General features: G+C 55.9%; 12 protein-coding genes. 6 read left to right on the top strand and 6 right to left on the bottom strand.

All coding sequences use genetic code 11. The annotated features are described in order from the left end of the window. Positions 1-117: 117 nt before the first annotated feature. The 3 genes from AC5TBW_RS15405 to dctP all read right to left on the bottom strand — a co-directional run bounded on the left by AC5TBW_RS15405 (position 118) and on the right by dctP (position 3,121). On the bottom strand, positions 118-1,452 hold the full coding sequence (locus tag AC5TBW_RS15405; RefSeq protein WP_495509403.1) for a TRAP transporter large permease: 1,335 nt from the start codon (positions 1,450-1,452) through the stop codon (positions 118-120). Continuing rightward, the gene (locus AC5TBW_RS15400; protein WP_495509402.1) at positions 1,449-1,952 is read right to left on the bottom strand and encodes a TRAP transporter small permease subunit; all 504 of its coding nucleotides are present in this window, start codon (positions 1,950-1,952) and stop codon (positions 1,449-1,451) included. The genes AC5TBW_RS15405 and AC5TBW_RS15400 overlap by 4 nt, the downstream gene beginning before the upstream one ends. Positions 1,953-2,017: 65 nt before the next feature. Next, positions 2,018-3,121 carry a TRAP transporter substrate-binding protein DctP gene (dctP, locus tag AC5TBW_RS15395; RefSeq protein WP_495509401.1) on the bottom strand — a complete coding sequence of 368 codons (1,104 nt, stop codon included), beginning with the start codon at positions 3,119-3,121 and terminating at the stop codon, positions 2,018-2,020. A gap of 434 nt (positions 3,122-3,555) precedes the next feature. Here dctP and AC5TBW_RS15390 point away from each other — a divergent pair, with 434 nt between their 5' ends. Together AC5TBW_RS15390 and AC5TBW_RS15385 are read left to right on the top strand one after the other, a co-directional pair. Next, positions 3,556-5,646: a tRNA(Met) cytidine acetyltransferase TmcA gene (locus AC5TBW_RS15390; RefSeq protein ID WP_495511976.1), complete on the top strand. Its 2,091-nt coding sequence runs from the start codon at positions 3,556-3,558 to the stop codon at positions 5,644-5,646. 27 nt (positions 5,647-5,673) lie between these two features. After that, positions 5,674-7,140 (top strand): aminoacyl-histidine dipeptidase, encoded by a 1,467-nt coding sequence (locus AC5TBW_RS15385; RefSeq protein ID WP_495509400.1) that lies wholly within the window; start codon positions 5,674-5,676, stop codon positions 7,138-7,140. Positions 7,141-7,213: 73 nt separating this feature from the next. On the opposite strand, the gene AC5TBW_RS15380 is transcribed toward AC5TBW_RS15385, so the two are convergent. Then, positions 7,214-7,690, bottom strand: coding sequence for a Dps family protein (locus AC5TBW_RS15380; RefSeq protein WP_008957591.1), 477 nt, complete (start codon positions 7,688-7,690; stop codon positions 7,214-7,216). 235 nt (positions 7,691-7,925) lie between these two features. Then, positions 7,926-9,065: a glycerate kinase gene (locus tag AC5TBW_RS15375; protein WP_495509399.1), complete on the bottom strand. Its 1,140-nt coding sequence runs from the start codon at positions 9,063-9,065 to the stop codon at positions 7,926-7,928. Between the two features lie 134 nt (positions 9,066-9,199). Between AC5TBW_RS15375 and AC5TBW_RS15370 the strand changes: the two genes are divergently transcribed. From AC5TBW_RS15370 to AC5TBW_RS15355, 4 genes are all read left to right on the top strand, one after another. Then, on the top strand, positions 9,200-9,751 hold the full coding sequence (locus AC5TBW_RS15370; RefSeq protein WP_495509398.1) for a hypothetical protein: 552 nt from the start codon (positions 9,200-9,202) through the stop codon (positions 9,749-9,751). Further along, positions 9,748-10,107 carry a hypothetical protein gene (locus AC5TBW_RS15365; protein WP_495509397.1) on the top strand — a complete coding sequence of 120 codons (360 nt, stop codon included), beginning with the start codon at positions 9,748-9,750 and terminating at the stop codon, positions 10,105-10,107. The genes AC5TBW_RS15370 and AC5TBW_RS15365 overlap by 4 nt, the downstream gene beginning before the upstream one ends. Then, positions 10,104-10,763: a DUF1007 family protein gene (locus AC5TBW_RS15360; protein WP_495509396.1), complete on the top strand. Its 660-nt coding sequence runs from the start codon at positions 10,104-10,106 to the stop codon at positions 10,761-10,763. Before AC5TBW_RS15365 ends, AC5TBW_RS15360 begins: the two co-directional genes overlap by 4 nt. Positions 10,764-10,843: 80 nt before the next feature. Further along, positions 10,844-11,896 carry a nickel/cobalt transporter gene (locus AC5TBW_RS15355; RefSeq protein ID WP_495509395.1) on the top strand — a complete coding sequence of 351 codons (1,053 nt, stop codon included), beginning with the start codon at positions 10,844-10,846 and terminating at the stop codon, positions 11,894-11,896. A gap of 8 nt (positions 11,897-11,904) precedes the next feature. Here AC5TBW_RS15355 and AC5TBW_RS15350 read toward each other — a convergent pair whose 3' ends face one another. Then, positions 11,905-12,324 (bottom strand): HIT domain-containing protein, encoded by a 420-nt coding sequence (locus AC5TBW_RS15350; protein WP_495509394.1) that lies wholly within the window; start codon positions 12,322-12,324, stop codon positions 11,905-11,907. Between the last annotated feature and the right edge of the window lie 82 nt (positions 12,325-12,406).

The raw sequence follows: 12,406 nt of genomic DNA, 5'->3' as shown, positions 1-12,406 counted from the left end.
TAGCATTTGCGGTGTTTTACTGCAGCTTGGCAGTACTGCCATCAATACAAACAAGAAGCCCGCCGGAGCGGGCCATCATGGTTGGAGGTTAAGTCTTAAGCCTGGGATGGGAACGTTCTAGTAACCTAGCATCATGTTCGGTAGGCCGGTAATTAGCCATGGGAAGAACGCCATTAGCGTACACGCCAGCAGAATCAAGGCGACGAAGGGCACCACCGCTTTGTACAGATCGACGATTTCGACCCCGGGTGGGGCGACGCCTTTTAAGTAAAACAGCGCATAGCCAAAGGGCGGGGTCAGGAACGAGGTTTGTAGTACCACTGCTACCATCACCACGAACCAGAGCATATCCACGCCCATGGCTTCGACGATGGGTAGCATGATCGGAAAGCTCAGCAGTACGATGCCGGTCCAGTCCAGGAACATGCCCAGAATAAATACCAGGAACAGCATCAGGATCAACGCGCCAATGGTGCCGCCAGGCATTCCCAGCACCAGTTCGCTAATCACGGTCATGCCGCCACCGCGCGAGAACACACCGGTAAAGGCAGTGGCGCCAACGAGTACCAGCATGACCATGGTGGTGGTTTTACCCGCTTCTATCATTGTCCAGAAGCAGGTGCTGATTTTGCGGTCGCCGAAGATCAAGAACAGAATAAAGGCGATAAAAACGCCGATAGCGGAGGCTTCAGTGGCGGTGGCGATGCCGGTAAACAGCGCACCCAACACGCCGAGGATTAGCGACATGGGTGGCACCACGTATTTACCCAGCATTATCAATAGCTGTTTCGTGCTGACTTCGGCGCGCTCCTCCGCTGGCACTTTGGGGCCGTAGTGGGGCTTGAGATAGCAGATGATCAATACGTAAAGCGCATACATGACCCCTAACAACAGGCCGGGAATCAACGCGCCCGCAAACAGCGCGCCCACTGATACCGGCGAGTAGCTAGCCATCAGAATCAACATGATACTGGGCGGAATCAAGATACCCAGACAGCCGCTCGCCATAATAACCCCGGCGCTAAGCTCTTTGTTGTAGCCGTACTTGAGCATAGGTACCAGGGCAATCATGCCCATCACCGCAATGGAGGCGCCAACAATGCCGGTAGTGGCGGCTAACAGCACCGACACGATGACCACGGTAAGTGCGAGGCCTCCGCGCAGGTTCGCCAGTAGTAAACGCATGGCGTCAAACATCTTCTCGGTAACGCCCGAGTCGTTTAAGAACCTTGCCATCAAAATGAACAGCGGTATCGCCACCAGGACGTAGTTGTCCATGGCGTTACCGAAAATATTGTTAATCAGGGTGCCGAGGATGCGCTCGCCGGGGCCAAGAAAGGCGCCGATAACCGCTACGCCGCCGAGTACAAACGCCAGCGGGTGACCCATAAACAGCCCCACCATCAGACCGCCAAACATCACCAGCGTGAGCATTTCAGGACTTAGATTCATGCTGATGTCTCCTCGCGAAGCTGCATGATGGCACGCAGCACAATGGCAACTGCCTGCAGCAGAATCAGGATAGCGGCGACCACAATCACGCCTTTAATCGGGTAGACCGGGATCGAGACCATGCCATAGGTGGTTTCTCCGCGGCTCCAAGCGCGTTCAAAGAAGCTCCAGCCCAGGGTGATTAGCATCCAGATAAAAGGAATAAAGAAAACTAAGTAGCCGAGCACATCAAGCGCGGCTTGCTTCTTGCGCGATAACAAGCGCTTTAGCACATCGACTTCCACGTGGGCGTGGTGTTTGAGCCCATAGGCCGCCATTAGCATGAAGTGAGCGCCAAACAGCATTTTGGTCACGTCAAAGGCCCAATCGCTGGGGCGCCCAAACAGAAAGCGTGACGCAATGTCGAAAAGAACAATCAGGGTGATGATGGCAATCAACGGGGCGATGATTCGCCCAAAGGCTTCATTGATGGCATCGATCGCCTTGGCAATCGCATTCATGGAAGATCTCCGCGGTCAGCACAAAAAAACCGCCCCGGTAAAAACCGAGGCGGCACAGAAGCGCCTTACAGGCAGGCTTCGACCTCTTCCAGTGAGGGCAGGTTATCCATCACGCGGCTCATGTTGAAAGGAGCTGAAACATCGCGCCAAGTCGCGTATTGCTCAAGGTAGGCAATCATTGACTGGTAGACCTTGGCGTGGTCAGGAGATTCGCAAGCACCGCGCAGAATCACCTCGTTGGTAACTTCCTGAATGCGCGCCAAATCCTCTTCAGAGAACTGGTTGATCGTGACGCCCGCATCGATGAACTTCTGAGTGGCTTCGGTAGATTGGCGCTCAGACCAGGCTAGTGACCATGTCATCGTGGCATCTGCCGCAATACGCAGAGTCTCTTGGGTGTCTTCTGAGAGAGCGTCCCAAGCATCTTTATTGATCATGACCCCGAATACGCTGGCTGACTGGTGCCAACCTGGGGTTGCCCAGTAGTCAGCCACTTCGGCAAAACCGGCATTGAAATCAACGCCAGGGGTCGAAAACTCACCCGCATCGATAACGCCACGCTCAATCGCTTGGTAGACTTCACCGCCCGCCAGAGTGACCTGCGAGCCGCCCAGCTCCTCAAGTACGCGGCCCTGATCGCGACCCGAAAGGCGCAGACGCTTGCCTTCTAAATCGGCAATACTTTCAATCGGGGTGCGGCCCATAAAGCCCGACTCATTGTTGGTAATGCCGTAAGGAAGATAAACCATGTTGAACTGGCCGTAGATCTCTTCGTACAGTTCGCGGCCGCCCCACTGCTGAATCCAGTTCAGATAGTCAACGCCATTAAACAGGCTGGTGGTGGTGGCCAGTGGCGAAAAGGCGGGGTTCAAGCCGGCCCAATAGCCCGGCCAGTCGCCTGCGGCTTCAATGCTGCCCGTTTCAGTGGCGTCAAATACTTCTGTGCCGGGCATTAGCGTACCGCCGGCACGAAAATTGATCTGCAGTTCTTCACCTGCCAGTTTATTGACCAGTTCCACCCAGTGCTGGTCAATCTTGATCAGATCAAGATTTTCCGGCCAGGTGCTGGTCATTGTCCATTCTTCTTGTGCTTGGGCGGTGGTCGTTAAAGCAGCGAAGGCAATACCAGCGGCAAGGCCGGTGAGGGCAAATTTGTTCATTGTTTTCATGATGTATTTCCTGGTTTGGCGCGTGGCGTTATTAGTGTTGGGTACCTGGATGCAGGAAAGTGCAGTGCTGCTGGGTTACGTTTACGTAAACATGGTTTTGGCACTGCAGAGCTAAATTAGCACAACAACCCCGCTGCGGTGCAATATCAGTAATGTAAGAGATTTAAGCCGTTAGTTTTTATGAGAAAATGATTTTAAATTATTAAAAACAATGGCTTATATTATTTTGAAAGCCTTTGGATGAGTGGCTGAGAAGCTCAAGAGCGTTGAAAGAAGTTAAATTATTAAACCAAAGTTGTAGCATAAAGCGCCCGATAAGACGCTCAGCGGCACACTTACACACTTAATAGGGTAACGTGATGGGAAGCAGTCGCGCTGGAGCAGGAAATCATTTGTTAAATATCCATGTGCTAGAGAATAAGCAGCAAGCACGGATGGTGGCGTCGTTGATCCATCATGCCCAGCGTTTAGCCCGTCGCCGCTGGCGGCAGCTTGTGTGGCTAGGCGGCGATGCCGAGCAGTGCCAATCCCTTGCACAGGCTTTATGGCAAGGCCACGCCTGGAGTGCGCCGTTATGGGTGGGGGAGGAACACCTTTCGCCACGCAAGGCTCGCACTCGCCTGGGCGCGGAGCACCAGTTGGTAGTGCTCGACACTCACAGCACCGGGTTTGATCCCGAAGCGTTAGGGGCGTTGGCGGGAACGCTCACCGCCGGTGGTTTGCTGGTATTGCTCACGCCGCAGCGATGGGGAGAGTCACCGGATCCAAACTACGCACGGTTTGCTGATCATCCCTGGCACTGGTCAGAGCTGAGCTGCCACTACCTAGCGCGACTATCGCGTCACTTGCAGACTTCGTCTCAAGTAGTGCGCTGGCACGTTGGCGAGGCGCTACATCTAGCTCTATTGCCTGTGTGCAAAGCAGATGAAACCGCAAGTGGCGATAGTGACTGTCTAACCTCAGACCAAGCCTACGCAGTGAAACAGCTGGTTGGCTTAAAGCGCCGTCGCCCGTTGGTAATAACGGCGGATCGTGGGCGCGGCAAAAGCGCCGCGCTAGGTATTGCCTGCGCGCGGCTGCTGACCCACAAAGCCCAACGAGTAGTGCTCACCGCGCCGCGGCTGAGTGCGGTGGAGAGCGTGTTCGAGCGGGTAGCGGCGCTCTGCCCGGATGGCCGCAGGGTGGCTCCAGGCCGCTTTGTGCTGGCTCAAGGCAGTGAGCTGGTTTTTTTACCGCCGGATGACTTAACCGAGCAGGTTGAGTCGCAGCAGCAGGGCGGTGACGGCAGTTACTTAATGGTTGATGAAGCAGCGGCGATTCCCGCTGCGCTGCTGGGGCAGTGGCTCACCGCCTTCCCGCGGATTGCCTATGCCACCACGGTACATGGCTACGAGGGATCCGGACGCGGCTTTGCGCTGCGCTTTCGCGATACTCTTGATCAGCTGACACCTCAGTGGAAATCGTTAGTGCTTAAGTCACCCATTCGCTGGGGCAGGGGCGACCCGCTAGAAAGCCTGATCAATCAACTGCTGCTATTAAAGGCATCGCAGCCAAACGCACAGCAGCGACAAGAGCGCTCAGCGGTGACGAAGGTGATTGACCGCGCGTGGCTGGCCGAACATGATATTGCTCTGGAAAAGCTGTTTGGGCTGTTGGTGCAGTCTCACTACCGCACTTCACCTAATGATCTGCGTCAGTTGCTTGATGGCCCAGGCACGGCTGTGCGTACTGTCGAACAGGCTGGCGAGCCTCAGGCTGTCTTGGTCACCCGGCAAGAAGGCGGTTTCGAGGCTGCACTTGCACACCAGGTGGCCCGCGGCGAACGTCGCCCTCAGGGGCATTTGTTGGCTCAGTCGCTGGCAACCCATGCAGGTAGCCGTGAAGCATTGACCGCCCGCTGGCGGCGAGTGGTGCGTATCGCCACCCATCCTGAACGACGCCGCCAAGGCTTGGGGAACGCGCTGCTGAATGACGATATGGCGGCTGCAATGCTGGAAGGCGTTGCGCTTTATGGTGCCACCTTCGGCGCTGAAGCGTCACTGCTCCGCTTTTGGCTGGCGCTGGGTTTTTCGCCGGTACGCTTAGGGATTACCCGGGAGACATCCACCGGGGAGTTCGCTGTTATGGTGGCCAAAGCGTTGAATTCAGAAGGTGAAATGGTCCTTACTGAACTCAGCGAGCGCTTTCTGGCCGCGCTCCCTGGTTTGTTGGCCTTTGAACTCAAGGCGCTACCCCCAGCAGTGCTCGTATTGCTGCTGGCTAAAATTCCAAGCATGCCACTGAGTGATCGCGAGTGGCAGGATGTTGAAGATGTCGCGACCGCCCATCGCGACCCCGTTCTTGCTCGCCCTGCTCTGCAAGCGTTGGCCCGCGTAGCCAGTCACCGCGCCTTAACTGAGACACAACAGCAGGCACATCAACAATTATCTGCCTGGGCGTTTCAAAATATCGCTCTGGCGGATGCTCATAGTGACGCAGTGAAAGCCCTTCGCCTCGCCGTTAAGAGCCTCATTGAGTTAAAGTAGGTCGGTTACCGATAACGAAGAGTCTTTATGAACGCACATCTTGACGCACTTGAGCCCACCTTGGTTTGGCGCCACTTTCGAACGCTGTGTAATACACCGCGCCCCTCTGGGCATGAGGCGGCACTCGTCGCTGCCCTCGAAAGCTGGGCCGATGCTCAAGGTCTCGCCCACGACCGCGATTCCTTCGGTAATCTACGCCTGCTCAAGCCAGCTTCTCCCGGCTGTGAGCAGGCGCCTGGCGTAGTACTCCAGGGCCACCTGGACATGGTGGCCCAGGCCAACAGTGGTCATGCTCACGACTTTACCCGCGACCCGATCAGCACCTATGTGGCCGACGGCTGGCTGCACGCCGATGGCACCACCTTGGGCGCCGATAACGGCATGGGCGTGGCGGCTATTCTCGCCGTGCTGGAAGACCCGGACCTACGCCATGGTCCGCTAGAAGCGCTATTTACCTTGGAAGAAGAGACTTCCATGGGTGGTGCGCTGAATCTGGCAGAGAACTGGTTAGAAGGCTCGCTGCTGCTCAACCTGGACAGCGAAGATCGGGGGCAGGTCTATATCGGCTGTGCGGGCGGGGCCGACGTTGAAGTTGATGGTCAATTGCCCAGCGCAGCGGCTGGCGACCACGAGCGGGTGATCGAGATTGCCTTGACTGGCCTGAAAGGCGGCCACTCGGGTATCGATATTCATAAGCCGCTGGGCAATGCTAACCGGTTGCTGGTCAGAGCGCTGCGCTCTCTTGAGGCGTTCGACGCACGTTTGATTAGCTACCATGGCGGCACATTACGCAATGCGATCCCCCGGGAAGCGTTTGCCCAGGTGGCGCTGCCCGCCGATGAAGTAGACGCCGCCATGGTGGCTATCGCCGGACTGGAAACGATTCTTTTAAGAGAATTAGGCAGTGGCGACAACGGCCTTAGGATTAGCGCCCAACGCCTGACGGAGCTACCCGACGCGGAGCCGCTAACCTTGGATGCCAGCGTTATGTTACTGGCCGCGCTTCACGCTGCCCCATGCGGCGTGGAGCGGATGAGTGCCGATGTGCCAGGCGTAGTGGAAACGTCCAATAATCTAGGAGTATTAAGCCTGGAAAATGGGCGGCTGCACCTCTGCGCATTGGTGCGCTCGCTGCACGATAGTGCCGTGGTGGCCATGGCGGATCGCTTTCAAGCGCTGTTTGGGTTGATTGGTGCGCGGGTAAAAGTCGAGAACGGCTACCCAGGTTGGGCGCCTAATCCTAATGGCGAGCTGCTAGCGACCTTTAAAGCTCGCCATGCGGCGCTGCTGGGCCGGGAGCCTGAAGTGAAGGTGATTCACGCTGGGCTCGAATGCGGCATTCTGGGTAGCAAGTACCCGCATTTGGATATGATCTCGTTTGGCCCGCTGATTCGCGGTGCACACTCCCCGGATGAGCGAGTGGACATCGCCTCTGTCGAAGAGTTTTGGTTAATGTTGCGAGCGTTGATCGAGGATCTTGCCACGCAGCGATAACCTTGGCACTGCAGGTGACAGGCATAAAAAACGGCACTCAAGCGGTGCCGTTTTTTGTGGTCAGCAATAGCGCTTATTTGCTCAAGTAAGCATTGAGCATCCAAACGGTTTTTTCCTGCTCACGGATATAGTCACCGGCCTGCGCGGCGGTGCCTTCATCATCAGCGTCTGAGGCGAGCGCCAGCAGTTCACGTTGAAGCTCAATGATCGTTTGATACCCTTTTAGCACGCCTTTAACGCAGGTGGTGCCGTCATGGACATCTTTGTCTTCTTGAATGCGTGACAGTGTTACATAGTCACTGTAGGCGTGAACCGGCTTGTGGCCCAGCGTCAGAATGCGCTCGGCGACTTCGTCTACTTTGGTTAACAGGTCAGTGTAGAACTCTTCAAACTTGGCGTGCAGCTCAAAAAAATCGCTACCGCGAACATTCCAGTGGTAGCCGCGCACGTTCATATAGAAAATTTGGTAATTGGCCAGCAGGTGGTTGAGCTTCTCGGCGAGTTGACTAGCGCTACCTTCGTGTAGGCCAATGCTATTAGTGTCAGTCATATCCTGCTCCCTCTTTATGCCGCAATGGGCGGCGGTTAAGGCGTTTTCCAGCACAAATGTTGCTACAAACTTGCTAGTAGTGTTTCAAGGGTAAGGCACCTTTGGTGCAGTGCAAAACAAGATTTTTGCATCGCCGCCATAGCGATACGACATTAGGTGCCAGTCGTTACCCTTTGACTACTGTTTAAATGCTGGCGCTGAGAGCCCTTTTCAAGGCCCGTCAGTAAAACGCTGATTAACCCTGGTTGGCTGCAGCCCATAGTCGAAGCAGGTTTTCACATCGAGCTTCCAACAACTCGGCAGTGCGCGGTAGCGCTTGAGCTAACGTCATGGGGCCATCGGCTAATGCCAACGCCGCCGTAACGCCCTCATCAAAACAGGCTTGCCAGCCATCCCCTAGGCTGCCGGCTAACACGATAACCGGTTTGTTGAGGTGTTTGGCAGCACGTGAGACACCTATTGGCGTTTTTCCCGCCAGACTCTGCCCATCCAACCGGCCTTCGCCGGTAATCACCAGATCCGCGTGAGTCAAAAGCGTTGCCATGTTGGCCTGCTGCATGATCATCTCAATGCCGGGTCTCAAGGTGGCCTTTAAAAAGGCCTTGGCCGCAAACCCCATGCCGCCAGCAGCACCTGCGCCGGGTAGTGTGCGGTAATCGTCGCCAAGCGCCTGAGCGCTGATATCCGCAAAGTGACCAAGCGCACGATCGAGCTGCTCGACTTCTTCCGGTGAGGCGCCTTTTTGCGGGCCAAATATTGCGCTGGCGCCGCGCTCGCCGAGCAGGGGGTTATCAACATCCACGGCCGCTTCAAGGGTGAGGCCAGCCAGCCGCGGGTCTAGCTCTTCAAGCGATAAACTGGCCAGTTGGCTAAGCGCCGCACCGCCGGGCGCCAGCGGTTCGCCGTTCTGATCCAAAAAGCGAACACCCAAGGCCTGTAGCATGCCAGCGCCTCCGTCATTGGTAGCGCTGCCCCCGAGTAGCAACAGCGCTTTTTCTGCGCCTTGATCCAGCGCCGCCAGCAGTAGTTCACCGACCCCAAAGGTAGTGGTGTGCAACGCATTGCGCTCATCGGCCGCAAGGTGTTGTAAACCGCTGGCTTCTGCCAGCTCTATAAACGCGGTACGCTGGGCGCTAAGCCAGCCCCAGGTCGCTTGACGAGGGCGTCCCAAGGCGTCCTGCACCTCCAATTGACGGCGCTCAGCACCGGTTGCAGCGATCAATGCGTCTAGACTGCCTTCACCCCCGTCAGCCAAAGGACAGGTATGGATATCCGCACTCGGTACCGCGCGCTTTACTCCCCGCGCCATGGCGGCTGCGGCATCTTGGGCACTCAGCGCATCTTTAAAGCTGTCGGGGCAAAGCAAAACATTCATTAGCACGATCTCCGCAAAACAGTGTCTTCACTACATTGTCTTTACTACAGTATCAGTTAAGTATGACCACCTTTGGCGAGCTTAGCGCGCTAGCCTGCGCCAAACCAGCGGCCTCGTCCGTTAGAGGATCTAACATGAAGTCGATACCGATAAGCTTAACTTGCCTGATAGCGCTTGCTGGCTGCCAAGTGACCCCTGATCGTTTGCCACAAGCAGAACCAGCACCTTCCGCCGCGTGTTACTTTCCTTCAGCGGATGAACGAGCGCTTGAAACCAGCGTTGATATTCTTACCGAGTGGGGGTTTACCCTTACCTCTACCGATACCACGTTGGGTTTAATTAGCGCCAGTCGTGAGCGTGAACTGCACGGCTATTATGACCCTTACGATAATGCTTATGGCTATGGGAGAGGAATGAGTATTTTTGGTGGCTTGGGCATTGGGGGTGGTTCGAGCATAGGATTTGGCGGGGTAGGCTTTGGTGGCGGAATAGGTCAGCAGCCGTTAGAAGTGGAGCGCGTTTCGTTGTTTGTGAATGACGCTCATATACGCATATCCCGAGATATCCGACGCTTCGATCATTTGGGTGACTTACGTGAATCGTACAGTGCCAGCAATGACGATTTCTGTCGGCGCTTTCAAGCCACTTTCGAGCAGAGCTTGCCCGCCGATGGGAGGTCACAATGAACCTTCGACACTGGCTATTGATGGCGCTGTTGGGCGGATTGGTCGGCTGTGCCACCACCACTCCTTTGGAACCTCGAGAATTGGTTTATGCAACGCCATACGAGGAGACGTTTCGAGGAGCGGTAGATTTAATGGTTGAACAAGGCTATGTGGTGCGCCATGCGGATATTGCTTTGGGCCGCGCAGAAGCCTCTCTTGCCCGCTGGCCGGGGTATCGGCTGCAATTGCAGGTAAGTGAAGAGGTTGGCGGTAGCCGCGTGCGCGTGTCGGCCTTGAGGGGTAACCAGCCGCTGCAACCCTATTTACTCGACCCATGGCTGGTCGCCTTGCAACATAAGTTGGGAGTCGCACCATGAAGGGGGGCGTCGCCGCAGTGGCGTTAGTTTTGGCAGCAAGTGGTTCTCTCTTTACCCCTGACGCTTATGCCCACCCACACGGTTGGATCGATTTGAGTGTGCGGGTCATTACCGATGATCAGGGCATGGTTACCGGCTTGCACCAAACGTGGCGAATGGACCCCTTTTATAGTCTGGTCGTTTTCGAAGAGCTTCAGCAGGCTGAGAATTCAAGCCTTGAAGAGGGCCTTGACCAATTAGGCAAAGAGATTCGCGATAATCTTTCTGCTCAGCACTATTTAACCGAAATCCATATCAACGGTGAGCCTCAGGCATTGGGGGAAGTAGGCGAATATACCGCTTTAGAGCGTGATGGACGGCTAACCTTTATGTTTATTTTGCCGCTGGATACCCCGCAGCCGCTGACAGATGCCTTGCTCAGCTATCAAGTGTTTGATCCCACCTACTACATCGAAGTGGTACATGAAGAGGAGGGCGGTCAGCCTAGGGACGATGCGCTGATACTTAACGGGGCCCCTGCCTGTGAACTGTCTATTCTCCCCGCGAATCCCGACCCTGAAGTGGTGATGCAGGCGGCGCTACTGGATAAAGACGAAAGTGGTGAGCCAGGTTTGGGACGCTTTTTTACCGAGACAGGCCAAATTGATTGTCGCTAGGCGTGGTTGGTAAGCGTGCTGCCTGTCGAGTATTAGGGTCTGTGCGTTATTTATAACAATTTAAGCGATGGAGCGGTGAGATGTTCTTAACACGGCCCTTGATACGTCATTTAGGGTTAATGCTGAGTCTGCTGCTGGTGGCTGTGGTGCTTATCATCGTTTGGCAAGGTGGGCTTCAGAGCGTGAGCTATCAGTTGCTCGGTTGGCAGCGGGATCTGCACCGTTCGCTAACCCTGGCGATTACCGAACTGTCACGTACCCCCACCCTGGCAACATGGGTAAGCCTGCTGAGCGTTAGCTTCGCCTACGGGGTCTTTCATGCCGCTGGGCCGGGGCATGGTAAAGCCGTACTAGCGACCTACTTAGCCACCCATGGTGGCGCGGTAAAGCGCGCCTTAGGGCTTTCGTTCGCCGCTTCCTTACTGCAAGGTGTGACCGCCATTGCGCTGGTCGTGGTGTTGGTTTACGGCTTAGGCTGGATAACCCGTCAAGCCATGGGCAGCGTTGCCTGGGTGGAGCAGGCCAGTTTTCTGTTGGTGGCAGTTTTAGGGTTGTGGCTATGCTGGCGGGCCTTCAAGCAATTGCGGCGAGCCTACCAGCCGGAGCGAGCGGTTCATTCACACAGCCCAGGCCATGAACATAATCAAGACCATGAACATAGCCATCTAGACCATCAACAAAGCCACAGCCATGACCACACCCACTGCTGTGGCGGCGCCCACCATATTGAGCCTCAGCAAGCGTTAGATTGGCGGACGGCGATGATAACGGTCGGCGCCATTGGCATGCGCCCCTGCAGTGGCGCAGTGTTAATGCTGGGGGCGGCCAGCCTGTTGGGCCAGCTCGAAGTAGGCATCGCATCGGTGCTAGCCATGTCGTTAGGTACGGGGATAACCGTCTCGGCGCTGGCAATGGTTAGTATTTTAGCCCGCGGCTGGGCGCAGCGGCGCCTAGCCAGGCAGCAGCATTCCCACCTGAGTGTGCAAAAAGCCACCGGCTGGCTGGCCTTAACGGGTGGGGCGATGATTGTCATGCTGGGAATTTCCCTTAGCGTTGCAGGTGTCGCGCAGCCTGCTAGCGGACCGCTGCTCAACGAGCCGCCCGCGCGTCAAGGTCATCCTTTAACCGGGTAAACGTCCGGCTAAACATCAAGCCCTGCGATGAGCGTCTTTAACTGGTCGCGTAACTGCGCTTGGCTATCAAAAGCATAAGGTTCGGCTGAGCCATTGCCCCATACGGGGGCAGGCCATGTCGCATCGCTATGGCGACGAACTACCACGTGGACATGCAGCTGGCTCACCACATTGCCTAACGTGGCAATATTAATCTTGTCACCCCCTAGGGCGGTTTTCATGGCATCGCCTAATTGAGTGGCTTCACGCCAAAGCTGCTGCTGGTCGTTGGCCGAAAGCTCGAACACTTCGCTGATAGAAGCATGGCGTGGCACGAGAATAACCCACGGGTAGCGCGCGTCGTTCATCAGCAGCACGCGGCTAAGTGGAAGCTCGGCCAATGGCAATGTATCTGCGGCAAGGCGTTCGTCCAGCGTAAAATCGTTCAAGTGAGAGACTCCGGTCAATTGAGTAGGCGTTTGATAGCATAGCAATTACACGGCAAAGTAGGGAAAGCGAGCGTGATGACGA

This window comes from Vreelandella sp. ssv (assembly GCF_059448525.1).
This window is presented reverse-complemented; position numbering and strand designations above follow the sequence as displayed.

Coding starts and splice junctions, on each gene's coding strand:
- AC5TBW_RS15405 (WP_495509403.1), bottom strand. CDS start 1,452: ATGAATCTAAGTCCTGAAATGCTCACGCTGGTGATGTTTGGCGGTCTG.
- AC5TBW_RS15400 (WP_495509402.1), bottom strand. CDS start 1,952: ATGAATGCGATTGCCAAGGCGATCGATGCCATCAATGAAGCCTTTGGG.
- dctP (WP_495509401.1), bottom strand. CDS start 3,121: ATGAAAACAATGAACAAATTTGCCCTCACCGGCCTTGCCGCTGGTATT.
- AC5TBW_RS15390 (WP_495511976.1), top strand. CDS start 3,556: ATGGTGGCGTCGTTGATCCATCATGCCCAGCGTTTAGCCCGTCGCCGC.
- AC5TBW_RS15385 (WP_495509400.1), top strand. CDS start 5,674: ATGAACGCACATCTTGACGCACTTGAGCCCACCTTGGTTTGGCGCCAC.
- AC5TBW_RS15380 (WP_008957591.1), bottom strand. CDS start 7,690: ATGACTGACACTAATAGCATTGGCCTACACGAAGGTAGCGCTAGTCAA.
- AC5TBW_RS15375 (WP_495509399.1), bottom strand. CDS start 9,065: ATGAATGTTTTGCTTTGCCCCGACAGCTTTAAAGATGCGCTGAGTGCC.
- AC5TBW_RS15370 (WP_495509398.1), top strand. CDS start 9,200: ATGAAGTCGATACCGATAAGCTTAACTTGCCTGATAGCGCTTGCTGGC.
- AC5TBW_RS15365 (WP_495509397.1), top strand. CDS start 9,748: ATGAACCTTCGACACTGGCTATTGATGGCGCTGTTGGGCGGATTGGTC.
- AC5TBW_RS15360 (WP_495509396.1), top strand. CDS start 10,104: ATGAAGGGGGGCGTCGCCGCAGTGGCGTTAGTTTTGGCAGCAAGTGGT.
- AC5TBW_RS15355 (WP_495509395.1), top strand. CDS start 10,844: ATGTTCTTAACACGGCCCTTGATACGTCATTTAGGGTTAATGCTGAGT.